Source organism: uncultured Nostoc sp., from assembly GCF_964245445.1.
GTDB lineage: Bacteria > Cyanobacteriota > Cyanobacteriia > Cyanobacteriales > Nostocaceae > Nostoc.
Genome location: NZ_CAXTNE010000171.1, coordinates 1 through 17,194, shown reverse-complemented (window position 1 = coordinate 17,194; position 17,194 = coordinate 1). Strand labels below are relative to the sequence as shown.

12 protein-coding genes and 1 pseudogene are annotated in these 17,194 nt (G+C 40.2%); 7 read left to right on the top strand and 6 right to left on the bottom strand.

The genetic code is table 11. From position 1 onward, the window contains the following. Positions 1-250: 250 nt before the first annotated feature. Entirely contained in the window at positions 251-784 is a 534-nt protein-coding gene (gene infC / locus ACFE90_RS24340) for a translation initiation factor IF-3 (RefSeq protein ID WP_100898496.1), read from the bottom strand. Between the two features lie 386 nt (positions 785-1,170). Beyond that, positions 1,171-1,326: a hypothetical protein gene (locus tag ACFE90_RS24335; protein ID WP_375505039.1), complete on the bottom strand. Its 156-nt coding sequence runs from the start codon at positions 1,324-1,326 to the stop codon at positions 1,171-1,173. 116 nt (positions 1,327-1,442) lie between these two features. Between ACFE90_RS24335 and ACFE90_RS24330 the strand changes: the two genes are divergently transcribed. From ACFE90_RS24330 to ACFE90_RS24300, 7 genes are all read left to right on the top strand, one after another. Continuing rightward, positions 1,443-2,450, top strand: a complete 1,008-nt coding sequence (locus ACFE90_RS24330) for a zinc-dependent alcohol dehydrogenase family protein (RefSeq protein WP_375505038.1) — start codon at positions 1,443-1,445, stop codon at positions 2,448-2,450. Between the two features lie 9 nt (positions 2,451-2,459). Beyond that, on the top strand, positions 2,460-4,682 hold the full coding sequence (locus tag ACFE90_RS24325) for a pentapeptide repeat-containing protein (RefSeq protein WP_375505037.1): 2,223 nt from the start codon (positions 2,460-2,462) through the stop codon (positions 4,680-4,682). Positions 4,683-5,214: 532 nt separating this feature from the next. Next, complete coding sequence (locus tag ACFE90_RS24320; RefSeq protein ID WP_375505036.1) at positions 5,215-5,844, top strand: hypothetical protein; 630 nt, start codon at positions 5,215-5,217, stop codon at positions 5,842-5,844. Positions 5,845-6,374: 530 nt separating this feature from the next. Further along, positions 6,375-7,787 carry a hypothetical protein gene (locus tag ACFE90_RS24315; protein ID WP_375505035.1) on the top strand — a complete coding sequence of 471 codons (1,413 nt, stop codon included), beginning with the start codon at positions 6,375-6,377 and terminating at the stop codon, positions 7,785-7,787. A gap of 326 nt (positions 7,788-8,113) precedes the next feature. Next, positions 8,114-8,587, top strand: coding sequence for a hypothetical protein (locus tag ACFE90_RS24310; RefSeq protein ID WP_375505034.1), 474 nt, complete (start codon positions 8,114-8,116; stop codon positions 8,585-8,587). Positions 8,588-8,952: 365 nt separating this feature from the next. Then, entirely contained in the window at positions 8,953-12,861 is a 3,909-nt protein-coding gene (locus tag ACFE90_RS24305; RefSeq protein ID WP_375505033.1) for an NACHT domain-containing protein, read from the top strand. 46 nt (positions 12,862-12,907) lie between these two features. Then, on the top strand, positions 12,908-13,579 hold the full coding sequence (locus tag ACFE90_RS24300) for a Uma2 family endonuclease (protein WP_375505032.1): 672 nt from the start codon (positions 12,908-12,910) through the stop codon (positions 13,577-13,579). 74 nt (positions 13,580-13,653) lie between these two features. Here the strand turns inward: ACFE90_RS24300 and ACFE90_RS24295 are convergent, their stop codons facing one another. The 4 genes and pseudogenes from ACFE90_RS24295 to ACFE90_RS24280 all read right to left on the bottom strand — a co-directional run. Further along, positions 13,654-14,400 carry a creatininase family protein gene (locus ACFE90_RS24295; protein WP_375505031.1) on the bottom strand — a complete coding sequence of 249 codons (747 nt, stop codon included), beginning with the start codon at positions 14,398-14,400 and terminating at the stop codon, positions 13,654-13,656. Positions 14,401-15,165: 765 nt separating this feature from the next. Next, positions 15,166-15,400: pseudogene (locus ACFE90_RS24290) on the bottom strand (cupin domain-containing protein). Positions 15,401-15,422: 22 nt separating this feature from the next. Next, the gene (locus ACFE90_RS24285; RefSeq protein ID WP_375505030.1) at positions 15,423-15,782 is read right to left on the bottom strand and encodes a Mo-dependent nitrogenase C-terminal domain-containing protein; all 360 of its coding nucleotides are present in this window, start codon (positions 15,780-15,782) and stop codon (positions 15,423-15,425) included. Between the two features lie 799 nt (positions 15,783-16,581). Then, the coding region (locus tag ACFE90_RS24280) for a YARHG domain-containing protein (protein WP_375505029.1) at positions 16,582-17,194 on the bottom strand (613 nt) is incomplete at its 5' end.

The following is a 17,194-nucleotide window of genomic DNA, read 5'->3' as shown; positions in this document are numbered from 1 at the left end:
CAGGGGGAAGGGGGCAGGGGAGGAATAATATTTCCTTATTTCCCTAATCTCCCTCATCGGCTGGAAATAGCAAAATTCCTGAGCAACTGAGTATTATGTTTCCCACTTAGCCTTTAGGATTATCAATTTTAGATAAATTTATACAACCTCAAAGCTTTGGGCGCATGTTGCATGGAAACGAAACATCAAAAAATCCCCTGACTTTAAGTCAGGGGATTTTCAAACATGGTCTATTAATACAGTTAGAGGATTATTTTTTAGGCGAGATGAGCATCATCATATTTCGCCCTTCTTTTTTAGGCGCTTGTTGCAGCTCCCCAAATGGCTCCAAATCCGTTGCCATTCGCTTAAGCAAATCTTCTGCTAGGTCGCTGTGTTGAATTTCTCGACCCCGGAACATGACAGTAGCTTTGACTTTATCGCCATCTTTCAAAAAGCGCTCTGCTTGCTTAACACGCACGTTGTAGTCGTGTTCTTCTATTTTGTAGCGCATCTTAACTTCTTTGACATCAGCCGTGTGCTGCTTTTTCCGGGCTTCCCGCGCCTTTTTCTCCTGCTCAAACTTATATTTCCCGTAGTCCATAATCCGACAAACTGGCGGGTCAGCTTTGTCACTTATTAGCACCAAATCTAACTCTTTCTCTTCTGCTAGTTGTAGTGCTTCCTGTGGGAGCATAATTCCCAGTTGGGCACCATCAGTATCAATTACCCGAATTTTCGGGTAGCGAATTCGTTCGTTAATTTGGGGCAGATCGCGAGTTCTTTTCTTCTCAATCACAGGCATTATGATTTGTGGGAGCTCTTAATGAAGGATTTGGTGTGGTCTTGATTGGTATGCCTCAGAGGCAAAATACAAAAATAACTCAGGACTGAAAACATAGTCTACAGTTCTAGAGTAACTAATCCATAAAAGAGTTGCGTCCTTGTATTTGCTATTCTACTAACTCTGAGAGAATTTCTCTGCAATAGTTAATCTAAATTACACAACCTAGACTCATGTTAAATATTATTACAATGATTTAGCAATACTTTTTGCGATGGCGTAACCGCCCACCGTAGGTGATCGCATTGAGCAACAATTGAGCAACATTATATCTCCATAATACCAAGCTCACTGATGCAGGACATCTAGCACAACTAATGTAACATATTACCTTACATACAGTAAGCCTAGTGGTCTGTCTCATTAATTTTGATGAGTTCGTAGTAAGCACAAAGCGTGCTTAAAAATCCAGGGCTAAAGTGCTGACTAAGAACTTGTTCACCCTTGGTAACTAATGGGGCACACCAGTAATAGTCTGGGGTAGCAGGAGAGGCTGTTAACATTGGAGATTGGACGCTCCTGTTGCATAAGTCCGTTTTCCCTCAGACATAACTTTGTGTCCACCCTCTTGCGCTAAAGTTGCATAAGAACGTGCATCTAAAGCCAGGAGGAAAGAGTTGTGAAAGCAGTCTTGATGACAGCATCTGGCAGTCCCGAAATTCTGCAACTACAGGAAGTGCCAAACCCTACTGTTCCTGTAGGTAATACTGAACTTTTAGTGCGTTTGGTGGCGGCTGGTATTAACCCCATTGACACTAAACTTCGTAGCCGAGGCACTTTCTACCCCGATCGCACGCCGACAATTTTAGGATGTGATGGTGCTGGTATAGTCGAAGCGGTAGGTGCTAATGTTCAGCGTTTTCGCCCAGGCGATAAGGTATATTTTTGCTATGGCGGATTGGGCGCACACCAAGGTAATTATGCTGAATATACCGTTGTGGATGAGCGGTTTGTGGCACGTAAACCTGCGTCTATCTCCTTTGCCGAAGCAGCAGCAGCGCCTTTAGTGTTAATCACCGCCTGGGAAGCTTTATACGAACGGGGACGATTGGAACCTGGGGAAAGAGTTTTGATTCATGCGGGTGCTGGTGGTGTCGGTCATATAGCAATTCAATTGGCGAAACTTAAAGGTGCTACTGTTTCCACAACAGTAGGTTCTGAAGAAAAAGCTAATTTCGTCAAACAACTAAGTGCCGATCATGTAATTTTTTACAAACAAACAGACTTTGTACAAGCAGCATTAGATTGGACTAACGGCGAAGGCGTAGACTTGGCTTTTGATACCGTAGGCGGCGAAACCTTTCACAAAACCTTCCCCGCAGTGCGAGTATATGGTGATATTGTCACGATTCTCGAACCAGATGCTAATACTGTTTGGAAAACTGCTAGACAACGCAATCTCCGCATTGGTTTAGAATTAATGCTCACACCAACGTTGCTAGGATTAGAAGAAAGCCTCCAGCACCATGCAGAAATTCTGGAACAATGTGCCACCTGGATCGATGAAAGCAAATTAAAAATCCATGTTAGCCACAAATTTCCTTTAAAAGAAGTAGCAAAGGCGCACCAACTAATCGAAAGCGGTTCTGTGACAGGTAAAATTGTTCTACTGATTAGCGACGATTGATCCAACAATTTGCATAATTTATTTTTTAAACATAGATGCACCCAGAGGTTAAACGCAAAGATACCCAAAAAGCTCTCTCTGCGTACCTCTGCGCTTCCCTTTGCGTTCCTTTGCGTTTTACTTCTCCTCTTCCTCCCCCTACCCACTTCAGCAGCACAAACGCAACCAGAACGCACACCCTTAACTTTAGAATTATTACAAGAACGTCTACGCACACCTACACTCCGCGAAGGCAATTTGACCATAGATTTGCAGAAGATGGTGATTGATTTGCGTCCAGAAAACGCTAGCTTTCGTGATGCTTTTTACCAACTCATGCGAAAAGGATTAGGTGCAAAACCTCTGGGTTTAGACCTTAGTTATACCCTGATTTTAGGGGATTTTGTGGGCAGCGATTTGGGTTTAAGAACCCCCTTATACGCCCAAGCCATTGCTTCGATTTTCACCGCTACCGAACAACAAGAATTAGAACGTTTGCGCTTCGTTTGTCTAGAGTCACTCACGAACTCCAAAGATTGCCGATCGCTTTTGGGAACATCAACTCCATCCAGTGAAATCGCCGTCTTTCGTGGTGTCTTAACACTAGTGCAAACTCGTTTCAATGGCGAAATGAAGTTCTCTAATACATTCTTTCTTCAGTCTGTGGATGCCCAAGGTGCAACTTTTCTCCAATCCACTAATTGGAATGAAACCAGATTTGCTCGTCCCGTCAACTTTAACGGTGCTAAGTTCAAACAACCAAGCAATTTTCAGGGCAGTATTTTTTTTGAAAAAGCTAATTTTAAACAAACTCAATTTCAAGACACTGCTGATTTTCAAGGCAGCATTTTTGAAAAAACTGCCAACTTCAACCAAGCAACTTTTAAGCAGTTGGCTAAATTCAATAGTGGGCAGTGGCGAGATAATGCTGATTTTTCTAATGTCCGTTTTGCGAATCAAGCCCAGTTTACTAAGGCAAATTTTAATCAGTTCCTCCTTTTAACAGAAGCAACTTTTGAGCAAGCTGTCACATTTCGAGAAGTGGAGTTTAATCAATCGGTAAATTTGCAAGGTGCAAGCATTCTCAACCAAGCAGATTTTAGCGATGCGAGGTTTTCTACAGAAGCTTGTTTAAGCGTACCCGGTTTAACTTTTAACTCTAACCAAGCAAAAATTTTAGGTAATCCGGGTCAGATTGGTAAGATGTTCTGCATCCCTACATTGCAAGGTAATCAAAACATTTTGCGGAATTTAGGGCAAAATTTTCGTCAGCAACAACAAGTTGCTGATGCTAATGAACTGGAATATACAAAACAACAACTGCGATTAGTAGAAATGAGTCGCCGTTTGACGGCTACAAATATTAATAGTGCCTCCCTCGCAAGTTTGATTAATTTGGGTTTTTCTGCAACTCAAGCAGAAGCGATCGCCCAGCGTCGTCTGATAAAATCGTTTCGCAATAGCAGTGAGTTACTCACCTTAGCAGACATCGATTTAGAAAAATACACACAACTGAGTAAGCGCTTAATTGTTGGTGAACCCCTTTCTATCATTGGGTGGTTACTGCAAGCTTGGAGTTGGTTGGGGTTGAGTGTACTGCTGTTGTTGAGTGGCTACGGTACAAATTTTTGGTTAGTGTTTGGTGTGGGAGGAGTTGCGATCGCTTATTTCGGCTTACTATTTTGGCTAGTGGATCGTTATCGTCGGCTGCATCCTGTACCAATTATTCCCACATTTTACGAAACCATTTCGATATTTGTGAGTTTTAGCGTTTTAGAATTATTGAGCTTACTAGCCATCTTTCGTAATGCTCAACAACCTTGGCTGACATTGGGGTGTCTTTTAATAATTATTATCCCCGTCCCAATGGCTTTATTGATCCGACTTTACCAACAAGGTCGTTATCACGATTTAATGGACGTTTCTTACTTCACAGAAGACGGCACATTCCGCCAGTTACGATTGTTGATTGGACGTTTGCCAGTCATACCAAGGAATCAGACATTTCGGGAACGATATATGCCTCTTTTGGGCGATCGCCGTTGGAATTGGCTCAACTACTATGATTTTAGTCTCAACAACCTAGTTAAATTAGGATTTAACGACATTCGCCTGCGAGACGAACACCTACCTGGCATCATCTCTGCACTTGCTTGGTATCAATGGAGTTTGGGTGTAATTTACATCACGCTAGTTTTGTGGACACTTTCCCGCACAATTCCGGGATTAAATTTGCTGATTTATCTGAAGTAATCTCTATACGAACCTTTTTTCGCTATACTTCGTAGTGGTGCTAATTATGATGCAACGTATTGCAGTGTGTTAGAAACCGTGTTATTTATTGTTATCAGTCTGGCGGTATTACATCGGGTAAAAGTGATAGAAGCCCGGTTAAACGCAAATTAATTAAATATCTAAAAATTTGGCAAATTTATCAAAAGATTGTTCATTGCAATATAATTTTTAACCCAAACTTAATTTATTAGATAAATATATCAGTTAATTTTTCCAATCATTCTCTAAAAATATCTACAAGTTTGATAAATATATCAAAACATTTTTCATTGTACTTCAAAAGTAAATCATATAAATTGTGAGTGTAAGTAGCGTTGATTAAAAATCGATTATCTCCACTTAACAAAGACAACCAAATAATCTAATAGCTACTAACTAGTCTTGCTAATAAAAAGACAATAAAAAAGTCACAAAGCAGACTTAAATTTTGTCTATTTTATGTTGCAACGCTAGCAAGATTTTCATCAAAACAATAAGAGGATTAATTCTAATGGCAGATAATTCAAGTAATAGTGGTAGCGGTAAGCCCTCTACTAATGGAAACGATGCGATTGAAAAATTTGGACAATCACCCTTCGGTCGCTTGAAAGAAGTTATCCCTGAGAAAGACCTCCCCAAGATATTCAGTGGTGTTGGTAATGGAGAAAGTGGCGGTAGCCCATTTGGTGGTGGTGCTGCTCCCGGTGGCAGTCAGCCTAATTTAGCCTATGGTGGTAATCCTTTCGCTGGCGACAACTTCTGGAATATCTTTGCAGGCGGTGTCAACCCATCCAAAGTCGGTGGTAACTCACCCGCAGTTGGTGGTAGTAATCCACCCGCAGGTAGTGGTAGCCAAACTAGTGGTAGCGACCCTTTAACTGGTGCTGGTGCCAGTAGTAGTAACCCATTGGCAGGCAGTGGTAAGCCATCCCCAAGTGGTAGCGACCCTTTGACTGGTACTGGCCAGACCTATGGTATTAGCACAAGTGAAATACCGAACGGGTTCGATTTGAGGGTTACTATTGACAAGCTAGTTAACTCAAAGGTTGACAAGGAACTGGGTGCTGGTGGCAGTAACCCATTTGGTGCCGGTGCTGGTGCCGGTGGCGGTTACGGATTAGGTGGAGGATATGTTGGGTGAGGAAAATAAATTGCTTGAGCAAATAACAATCAGCCTTCTGTCGTTTGACAGAAGTTTTCCCTGTGATAGACCACCCTTTGATCTTCCGTGGTGGAGGTAATGGATTTGGTGGCGGTAACCCATTTGGCGCCGGTGGCGGTGTCGGTGGCAGATAAGTATTTAGAGGTCGATAAATTCCGTTCGCTTAATAGAATTCTTGCGAAAATCAGCAGATAAGAGGAGAACAATAATGAGTTCTTCAGTACATAGTATGCTAGTACAGTTTGGCGCAAATAAACATACCATTCGATAAAGCTCAAAAGCGTGTATTATCTGTGATGTACCTTCTGCTTTATTGTACTAGTTTGCTATTTTACGCCCTAGAACTCTTTACAGGTAAGGATTTGAGAAACATTTTCTGCTAATTTGACAGTAAGATGATTAAAGCCTTTATTATTAGAAAGATTTTGGGTTTAGCAAATTCACAATTAATATAAGAAGTACTGAAGATCCCATAACCTTTTTAACTAAAAATAGGAAAATTAATGCCAATGGAAGAGTCTGTTGTCAATCCCCTTAATGGTGGAGTTAATCCCTTAAGTGTAAGTGGCCCTAACAGTGTTAGTTCCTTTGCTGCCAATGACAGTTTATCTGCTGCTAAGGACAGCCTATTGACGGGTGGTAGCAATCTGTTATTAGGTAACGGTAACAATCCCATTCCGGGTGGCGGTATTAACCCGTTTGCAGGCGATGCTGGCAGTGGGCTTCAGAAATTAATATTTGATCGATTAAAGTCAATTTTAGGTGATAACTTTTTCAAGGGTATTGACAACACATTGGCAGGAGGTAGTAATCCTTTTGCAAACAGTGGTTATCCGATTCCAAGTGGGGCTACTAACCCTTTGGCAGGTAACGGTAATGCGATTCCAGGAGGAAGTAACCCATTTGCAGGAGGTAGTAACCCCTTTGCAGGAGGAAGTAACCCGTTTGTAGGCGGTGGTAATGCGATTCCAGGAGGAAGTAACCCGATCGCAGGTGGTGCAAACCCCTTTGCGGGTAGTGATAATCCGATCGCAGGTGCTGGAAGTCTGCTTCAACAATCGCCTTTCGATCCGTTGAAAGAAGTCCTTGGTAATAATTTACCCTTTAGTAACGGTGGGAATACATCTAATCCTGGTAGCCAAACCTTTAATGAGGGCAATGCACCGGTTGGTAAAGGTAACAAGAACCTTGGTGATAATAACGCAACTATTGGTAATTTTAACTCGGATTATGGCAGTAACAGCGCAACCATTGGTAATGGGAACTGGAACTTTAATAATGACAACACAACCATTGGTAATGGCAATTGGCTATTTGGAAAGAGTAACACAACCCTTGGTAACGGGAACTGGTATTGGGACGACGGAAGTAATAATTCAACTCTAGGTAATGGTAATTGGCACTTCGGCAGTGACAACGCAACCATTGGAAACGGCAATTGGGATTTTGGTACTGATAACACAATTATTGGTAATGGTAACTGGGTTTTTACTAATGGAAATGAAATTATTGGTAATGGCAATTGGTTAACGAAGACTGATAACACAACGATTGGAAACGCCAACAATATCAGCAGTTTAAAGTTATCCCCACTAGGGATCAAAACTGATGTTAACAATCTGATTGACTCTCTTATAGGCAAAATAGGTCAAAATTTTCTTGGGTTCACAGGAGATTTTGATGAATCGAGTAGCCAAACCTTTAACCGCCTCATCTCTTCTAAAAGTGTTGGTAATGATACTGATATATCTAGCGATATTCAGCAACTTTTGGCATCACTCAGCCCAATTCAAGGAAATTTCAATTATCAGCCTGTGCAAAACCCTCAGCCTGTCCCAGAATCTACTTCTTCAGTGTCGTTGGTAGTAATGGGACTCGTGTGTTTGTTATTGTCACTGTTCAAAAAACAACAACACTGTTAAAGTAACGTGAGGCATAACAAATGCCGTTCGTTGGAAGCTCATGTTAATTTTCTGACCTCTCTAGGACTTACGCAAAAAGTGCTAAAAAGCTTAATTTATCGAACCGCCTTCTCTACGAGAGGCTTCCGCCAACGCGTAGCGTCTCGTAGAGAAGAATCGTAGAGTTTGCGTAAGTTCTACTCTCTTCTAAAAGAGAAAGGCTTTGAATTTTCTACCTTGCTTATCAGGCAATACAGTGTGTACGATTGACTTTGCTCTACACATTGAAATTTGAGTTGTATATATGGGAACTCTAGATTAAAGAAACTTACTGGAGAGTGATTTCTATGTCTACGACCCCAATTAGTGCAACATTGGCACAAACAGACAGAGATGCTGTATTGCAAGCGATCGCCACCATTAAAGAAAAGCTACCATTTTTGGTTGATTTGAGTTCCGACGATCGCAAGACTTTACCCAAGATGGGCGATAAGAGTCGGGCCTTTGTCAGCAAAGCATTAGAGGTGGCAGCGCAGAATCCAGAGTTTTTACCGCGATCGTTCGACTTGGAAGAGATGCGGAAGGATGTGCAATTATTTGAAGCGTTGTATCCGGTGCTGTTGTCGTTGACGCAGTTACAAGAGTTAGTAGATGATACATCTCTTGCAGTGGGTAGTGAAGCTTATGCAGCCGCGTTACAGGTGTATAACTATGCTAAAGCCAGTGGACAAGGCGCGGGTTTAGATGCAGTGGTTGTGGAAATGGGACAACGATTTGCTCGTAAATCTGGAAAATTTAAGTCTCAAAAAGCAGCGTTGTAGAAAATAGCTCAGTAGTTGCACTTAAAAGATGCAACGTTGAAGCTCAGAATTTGGATGTTGGAGTTAAAAGCACGACATTTCGAGTTCTGAGCTTTATTTTTTGAGTTCAGAAGCTCAACGTTCGAGCAAAAAGGTGCAACTTCCGAGTTCAGAGGCTCAACGTTCGAGTAAAAAGGTGCAACTTCCGAGTTCAGAGGCTCAACGTTCGAGTAAAAAGGTGCAACTTCCGAGTTCAGAGGTTGAAAGTTGAGATTTTGAGAGCGATCGCAGAAATGTTTATCTCGAAAACTCGTCTTTTAAGGGGCATCATTAAGGGTTAGTGAGGTTAACATAGTAAAAATGTTTTCAGCCTTTTGTCGGTGAAAATGCCAAGTCAAGATTACAAATGGAAGCGGTTCTGGTGTCCTCGATCAGGTCGGATTAATCTAGCTGATGGCGGCTATCTTTGCGACCCAGAAGAAAAGTGGGGCAAAATATACAATCCAGATTTAATCACCTTTAATGCTATCTCTCACTTCTCATGTTTAGCACTCTTAGGTGAGCCAGGAATTGGCAAAAGCCATACTATAGAAGCAGAGAAAAATGAAATTATTAGCGAAATTCAAAAACAAGGTGGTCAGGTACTTCCGTTAGATATTCGTTCCTATGGAAGTGAAGACAGATTGGTTAGCAGATTATTTGACAGTCTAGAATTTACTCAATGGCTAAAAGGCAGTCATCAGTTACATATTTTTTTGGATAGTCTTGATGAATGCTTATTACGAATAGATACATTAGCAACGCTCCTAGTTGACGAGTTCAAACTTTATCAAAATCATATCCAGCGTTTACATCTTCGTATTGCCTGCCGAACTGCTGTTTGGCAACCAGTCTTAGAGGAAGGACTGAAGCAAATTTGGGGTAAAGATAATGTAGGAATTTATGAACTAGCTCCACTTCGGCGTCTAGATGTGAGTATAGCCGCAAAGATTGAAGGCATCGACAATCCTCAAGCATTTCTAGAAGAAATTAACAGGAAAAATGTTGTAGCTTTGGCTATTAAACCAATTACATTAGAATTTCTGATTAAAACTTATCGTAGCTACGATGGTAAATTTCCTCCTAATCAAAGGTTGCATGAACTTTATCTTGAAGGATGTCTCTGGCTTTGTGAAGAACGGAATAAGAGCCGGATTTCATCGAAATTAAAAGGTAATCTTAAGCGGCAAAAACGTTTAATGGTTGCGGCTAGGATTGCAGCGATCACGATTTTTGGCAATAAATTTGCTATCTGGACTGGTATTCAGAGCGATGTTCCAGATGATGACGTGCTTATTGAGAAGATATGCCAGGGAACAGAAAGCGTTGACGGGAAAGAGTTTGAAGTTACTGAAGAAGCTGTTGAAGAAGTTTTAGATACTGGTTTATTCTCATCTCGTGGTGAATTAAGTCGTATGGGATGGGCACACCAAACCTATGCTGAATTTCTAGCAGCAAGGTACTTGGTTCAGCACGAAACACCTTTGAATCAGGTAATGAAACTAATTGTTTCACCTGAAGATCCTGAATTTAAATTAATTCCACAGCTTCATGAGACAGCAGCATGGCTAGCTAGTATGAGGACTGACGTACTTCAGGAAATTATGAAGACTGCTCCTGATGTACTGTTGCGAAGCGACATACCTACAGATGCAAATCTTCGAGCAGCAATAGTTGATAACTTATTAAAACAGTACGAGCAGGGAAAGCTATTTGATTCACATAGAGATAATTATCCCAGATACGAGAAGTTTAAACATTCTGGGTTAGCTGTACAATTGCTTCCATATATTCAGGATTTAAGCAAGCCAATCGATGCACGAGATGCAGCGATAGACATTGCTGAGGTTTGTAAGGTAGATGAACTTCAGGAGGAGTTGGTAAACCTAGCACTTGATTCATCTCAATCAATTTACCTCCGAGCTAGTGCAGCAAAAGCAATCTGCACAGTTGGTAATGCGAGTGCAAGATTGCGGCTGAAGTCTCTGATTTTTAGTCAAATGTCAGAAGATGAGGATGACCAACTTAAAGGGTATATTTTCAGAGCCATTTGGTCAGATCATCTACCAGCAAAGGAATTGTTTAATGTCTTAACTCCACCTAAGAAGAGAAACTTTACAGGATCGTATCAAATATTTCTTGACTTTGAACTCGTACCAAAACTACAGCCATGTGATTTGCTAGTTGCTCTTAAGTGGGTCGAAAAGCAAGGTATTAGGTGCTTTGGACACTCATTTGAAAGACTTGCAGATGCGATAATGCTAAAAGCTTGGGAACATCTCGATTTACCTGGCATAGCAGAAAGTTTTACTAAAGTCGCTCTAATACAGTGGAGAGAACACCAGAAAATCATAACTTTCGACAACGAGATCCAAGCACAATTTGAATTATCACTTGTTAATAATGTTGAAAACCGGCGCAAGCTTGTTGAGCAGGCAGTTATAACAATTTCCCAATCAGGAGAAAATATATATTTTTTATTGCATTCATTAACAGAAAATATCCTTTTGACAGAAGATGTTTTTTGGATGCTCGGAAAACTTCAAAATATTGATTCTCAGCAAGAGCGAATTTGGGCAGCGCTAATTCAGTGGAAATTTAACCGTAATGATTTAAAACAGATAGATGCTGTCCTTGAAGCTACTCCGACTAATAATATCTTGCGTGAAGAATTTGCATTCTATTTTTCAACAATTGATTTGGAGTCAGCACAGGCTAAGGAGTTGAGGGCTAACTATCAAAGGATGCAAGAACAGCAGAATCGTAGACAAAAACCTATTTTAGATCCACCACCTAAAGAACGAGTTATTCTATTTTTAGAGCAACTAGAGTCAGGAAATCTATTAGCTTGGTGGCAAATAAATATGGAGATGCTGCTTAAGCCAGATAGTCAACATTATGAACAAGAGCTTGAATCAGATTTAACAAAACTTCCTGGATGGCAAGAAGCTGATATAAAAACTCGTAAAAGAATTATCAACGGCGCTAAAAAGTATATTCAAGAATATAATCAAGTAGTTTATGACTGGATAGGGACAAATACGTATGATCGTCCAGCATTAGCTGGCTGTAAAGCTTTACTATTACTTTTACAAGAAACTCCAGAATTTTTAGACACTATATCATCTAAGATATGGCAACGGTGGGCATCTGTTATTGTCGCCTTTCCTCATAGCAGTACCACCCAAAGAGAACATTACTACACCGAATTAGTTAAGCGGGCATACATAAATGCCCCCTCTGAAACCCTGAATACACTGCTGTCCATTATTAATAAGGAGAATGAGGAACATGGCTATATCTTTATTCTTAATAAATTTGAGAAATGCTGGGATGAGCGTTTTAAAGCTGTTATTATCGAAAAGCTTAAGGATGCAGCAATTAAGCCTGAATGTATAGGACAGTTACTTGAAGAACTTTTAAAACGTGAATCGATTGGAGCTAGAGAGTTTGCTAAATCCCTTGTCTCTATTCCTCTACCTTTAGAAGAAGCACACCAGAAAACTGTAGTTGCAGCTAGGGTATTAGTCGAATGTGCAGAACCTATTAGCTGGGCGGTTATTTGGTCGGCTATCCACCAAAATACAGACTTTGGGCGAGAAGTATTTGAAGCAGTCGCTTACCGCTACTCGCATGGTTTGCATTTGAAGCTGACTGAAAAACAGTTAGCTGATTTATACATCTGGCTAGTTTGTCAGTATCCTCATGCTGAAGATCCTGATTACAGTAATGATGTTCTTGCTCACAATATGGGCGCTAGAGAGAGCGTTGCTAACTTAAGAGACAGTGTTTTAACACAACTTAGGGAAACTGGGACATCTCAGGCGTGTATCGAGATTGAGCGCATTTCCGAACAATTTCCTAAACTGACCTGGCTTAAAAGAACTTTGCTAAACGCCCAGAACGTTACGCGGCGCAAAACTTGGCAACCACTTAAACCAGAGCAGATTCTCCAGATTGTGAGCAATAAGCCAAAAAATCAAAGTACACAAATTCAAGCAGGAGTCGTTATTATGCAAGGATCAAACAACCCAAATTTAAACTTTAGTGGATCTGTGGGTGGAGTCAATGTAAATAGTACGGTAAATGGAGATCAGATTGGAACACAGCATAATTATGCTCAAGAACAAAATATCATAGAGACTTTTGAAGAGATTCAGCAAATCGTAAATCGGATTACTCAAAATCCCACTCCAACTGAAGAAGAGAAACAAAATATACTATTGTGGAAGTCAAGAAACCCAAGCGAATTTTGACTTTGCCGAGAAATAAAAGTTTTCCTTTTGGCGGGAGGGTTAGACAATGAGTGATTTACAAACCCAGCTACCGACAGATACATGGATTTACACTTCTTGGGAGGAGTATGAGCAGATAGTCACTAACTTGCTCAACGAGAAGGGAAAAAGCTATTACTACAAAGGACACATGAGGCTGGAGATGCCACCAGTTAGTTTTGCTCATGGTAAAGACCATGTAATAATTATTTTTGCTGTAACTCTATTTGCGACCATTAAGGGGATTCTAGCGACAGGTTTAGACACAACCACCTTTCGTAAAACTGGTGTTCAGGATTGTCAGCCCGATGTGGCCTATTACCTCAGAGAACGCGCCCAAACTATCCCAGCAGGTACAGGAATTGTCAACCTTGATCGCTATCCTGCACCAGATTTAGTGATTGAAATTGCAAAAACATCTCTGTTGGATGATTTAGGTACAAAGCGATCGCTCTATGAAGAGTTGGGTATTGCTGAATACTGGGTAGTAGATGTGCAAAATGCCCAAATCATTGCCTATGCGATCGCAGATCAAGGCAGTAAACGTATTCAAGAATCACAGGTATTGCCTGGATTGGCGATGTCTACGACGGGCTACGCCTACGCTATTTTAGAAGAAGCTTTACGCCGTAGCCGTGAAATAAATCAATCTGAAGTTGGAGCTTGGTTATTGAGCCAGTTTCAGCAAAAGGAGCATTGAGCATAACTCTTCTCAAGATATTTTGTGCAGAGACGCAATTTTACTCGCATCTCCACAATCTCTTTCCACGAGTTTTACTCAGCGTTCACAAATTCTAAATACCCATTGCTAAGTTCTTTCACCGCCAAATCATAAAATTGCTTACCATGTTCAGGTGTTGCTAAAGCCGGATTTGATCCCATGCGTCCATCTGGATAACGCACTCGAAAGTCAGCAGCGCTATAAATCCGATGTCCGCTTGCAACTTCTGGTGAAAGATATGCTTGCTTAATCGCATCTGGATAAACATACTGGGTGAGTGCTACTTCACTTGGCGTTGCATGAGAACCTTCTTGATCCCCATATAATTCTTTAGCTAGCTTATATACAGAACCGCACATAAACCAGTTTGCCACTTGACATTGCACATGTTGAGCATTGGGAATCTGTAAATCTTCTAAATGCGCGTAAGTTTCTGAAAAAGCTGCTTTGAGGGTGGCGATATTACCACCATGTCCGTTAATAAAGTAGAACTTGCTAAAACCAGCTTTGGTTAAACAAGTTACATAATCTCGCACTACTTGAATTAAAGTGCTAGGACGCAGACTGATTGAGCCAGGAAAAGCAGTATGGTGCAGTGCCATGCCCACATTGATTGTAGGGCCAACGATCGCTTGAGTTGCATCACCTACACCAGCTGCGATCGCTTCTGCACAAATGGCATCAGTGCCAATTAACCCCGTTGGCCCATGTTGTTCTGTGGAACCAATAGGGAAAATAATCCCCTTTGACTGCTGTAAATAAGCTTCGACTTCTTGCCAAGTACTTAAATGCAGTAACATTTTTAATGATTTTCCTCAATAAAATTGCGGTGGGACGAAACCTTTTTCTGCTAAACTCCCACTAACATGATTATGAACTCTCTGGATTTTCTGTGGTGGCGATCGCTATGAAATTCCATCATCTCTGCCAAACTTTTATCGGATTAACTGGAATATTTTTGCTTATCAACAGTATTTATAGCCCTTCTGCTATGGCCAGACGCTATGTTTTTAATCAAACGCCTCAAAGAATCGAGCGCTATTTTGGTCGTTATATTACCAAGCAAACCAATGGCGATTCGTTAGCTATACATATACTCCACAAAGATTTCGGCGGGTATTTCGTCAGTTTCCTAAAAGCAATTTCTCGCTCATCTTTGTGAACAATCAGGCCAAATATATCAAGCTGAATTTCAACAGTGATTTTTCTCAATACCAAGGAAGTTATAATTACGAGCGAGTTGAAGCAGCAAAATTTTACAACTATATTTTTAGTTATCAGCCACCAACCTGGTAAAAACTTTCTGCCAAATTTAGAGGGAATTAGACTATTTATTTCTATGAATATTGTTTAAGGGATGGAGTCGCAACAAGTTTCGCCAGATATGGATATAAGCAAATTACTGATTCTGCCACATCATATGACACTCGCTGCGAACCCCCTTCAGGTATAAATCAAAATTCAGTTATGAGATGTTGCTATTGTGGATCATAAACTAGACAACGGGGATCAATCTTTTCTGTAGACTAATCAAAGTAATAATGTTTTTTCATGTCGCTTGTAATTTACCAGGTGCAGGACATGCCAGCAGGAAAAGTCACTAAATCGCCTTTACCCATTTGCACTGGCTGTCCACCATCAGGAGTAACAAAAACATCACCTTCCAAAAAGTAGCATGTTTCTTGAGAATCATAAGTCCAAGGAAATTTTGAAACTTCCTTTTTCCAAATTTCCCATTTAAAGACACCCAATTTATTAAGGTGTTCAAGTCTTAGGTTGATGCTCAATTTTAATTTCCATATTGTGTTTTCTCTAATTATGTTTAGCAGTAGGATTGAATATCCTCTCCACACTGATCCACTAAATAACACAAAGCGCGAAAACGCAAGTAAACAAGTTCGTTATAAAGCGGATTAAGTTTGCACATTGGCGGAATGTGCCCTATTTTGCGACCAAAAAGCATGATATCACGCTCGAATGGACACTGGGCAGGAATTAGTTTAGCAATAAATTTAGCTAATTTCCGATTCTGAATGTCAATTTTATCCACCCATTGACGTAATGGTTGCAGTAAATCTAATTTAGGTCTAGCAAATTGCTTCTTACTACCTTTTTGATTCTTTTCTTCTAAAGGGCTAACAAAAGCAGGCAGAAAAATACGCTGATTAATTGTTTTAAGCATAGTTGTGGGCAAGGTTTTCCTTGTGTAGATGAACTATTTGCCGATTGGGAATATTAACATGTAATCTGTTAACCAATTTGCATTATGCTTGTAAATTAGGCAGGAAAAAAAGCACAAAGCAAATAATTTACATGCATCTTTGGGGGGAAATTGTTTAACTAATTGTTATTTAAGCCCACCAAATCAGGAAGAACTGTCCCGTTAAATACAAAATAACAAAGAAAATATAAAAATGGCATTTCTTTAACTTATGGATTGCTAATATCCGAAATAGCAATCTTATATATTAAATATAAATGCCTGGTTCTAAAACTGCCTAGTATCTATAGATGGACTTTGGTTAATAAAAGAACACTTTAGCTCTAACTTCATATAGATTTTGCTAGGATTAGCCTCTAATATCTAGCGATTTTAGGCTATTAAATATCTAGCAATCTGTCTTTTATGTTACACTAGCTAACCTAGATATTATCTAATAAGTAGCAATAAATAGTTTGATAAGTCCAAGTTAATATACTTATAATTTATACCATTTACAAGAATATTTTGCAATAAATGCATCGCGTGTAAGGGGGTACGGCACTATGCCCCTACCAATATAGCGCTTCTCACTTGGGCACGATACAGTCTGAACCTCACCCCGTATTTGAGGCGTGCAAATACTCTCCTCTCCTTAGTAATGAGAGGGGTTGGGAGTGAGGTTTAAAAAAGTAGTTTATCCAAAGGATAACCGTTATATATATATCAAATATTTTGTGAAATGGTTTAATTACAAAAAAATGGTATAATAACAGAAATCTTATTTCTTAAAATATCTCAAGCCGTAACGATCTTGATATTTGCTGATATACTCTACATTCTGTTGCTCTAATTTTGACAGCAATTTACGTGGAAATGCTTTAGGTAAATATATAGGGCGATACCAAGGTTGCTTATTAAAGTAATCTTGTAATTCAGGAGTATCAAAACGGCGGCCGTGACTAGCAAAAATCGAATTTCGCATAATATCTAGTTCAAAACCGTCTTTCCCATCCAAATCTGTATCAGTTACAAGTCTTTGGGAAAGCCAGAAATAAGTACTAACAGCCGTGGTAGCATCTGGCGATTTTGTATTTACCGAAGATGTAGATTGAGTCGGAAATGGGGTGGTTGGTATAAATTTAGGAGTTTCTATTACGGGGCTTGTGACAGTTGACGGTGTTTGTGAAGGTAATACCGTTTTGTCTGCTGTAGATTGAGAAGATTTTGGTAACACTTGGCTAATAATCACAGATGCACCGATTAGCCCACCTACAATCAAACTGCCGATGAAGATATTATTCTGACTATTACTTTGAGGGGTAGGTTGTGGTTTTGTGGTTGGGAGCAACGCGATTTGGTGAGGTAGGATCAAAAACCAGCGATCGCTAAAA

What these genes read in the sequence shown, in the direction of transcription:
- ACFE90_RS24305 (WP_375505033.1), top strand. Translation starts at nt 8,953, where the DNA reads ATGCCAAGTCAAGATTACAAATGGAAGCGGTTCTGGTGTCCTCGATCA.
- ACFE90_RS24295 (WP_375505031.1), bottom strand. Translation starts at nt 14,400, where the DNA reads ATGTTACTGCATTTAAGTACTTGGCAAGAAGTCGAAGCTTATTTACAG.
- ACFE90_RS24310 (WP_375505034.1), top strand. Translation starts at nt 8,114, where the DNA reads ATGTCTACGACCCCAATTAGTGCAACATTGGCACAAACAGACAGAGAT.
- ACFE90_RS24285 (WP_375505030.1), bottom strand. Translation starts at nt 15,782, where the DNA reads ATGCTTAAAACAATTAATCAGCGTATTTTTCTGCCTGCTTTTGTTAGC.
- ACFE90_RS24335 (WP_375505039.1), bottom strand. Translation starts at nt 1,326, where the DNA reads ATGTTAACAGCCTCTCCTGCTACCCCAGACTATTACTGGTGTGCCCCA.
- infC (WP_100898496.1), bottom strand. Translation starts at nt 784, where the DNA reads ATGCCTGTGATTGAGAAGAAAAGAACTCGCGATCTGCCCCAAATTAAC.
- ACFE90_RS24315 (WP_375505035.1), top strand. Translation starts at nt 6,375, where the DNA reads ATGGAAGAGTCTGTTGTCAATCCCCTTAATGGTGGAGTTAATCCCTTA.
- ACFE90_RS24300 (WP_375505032.1), top strand. Translation starts at nt 12,908, where the DNA reads ATGAGTGATTTACAAACCCAGCTACCGACAGATACATGGATTTACACT.
- ACFE90_RS24320 (WP_375505036.1), top strand. Translation starts at nt 5,215, where the DNA reads ATGGCAGATAATTCAAGTAATAGTGGTAGCGGTAAGCCCTCTACTAAT.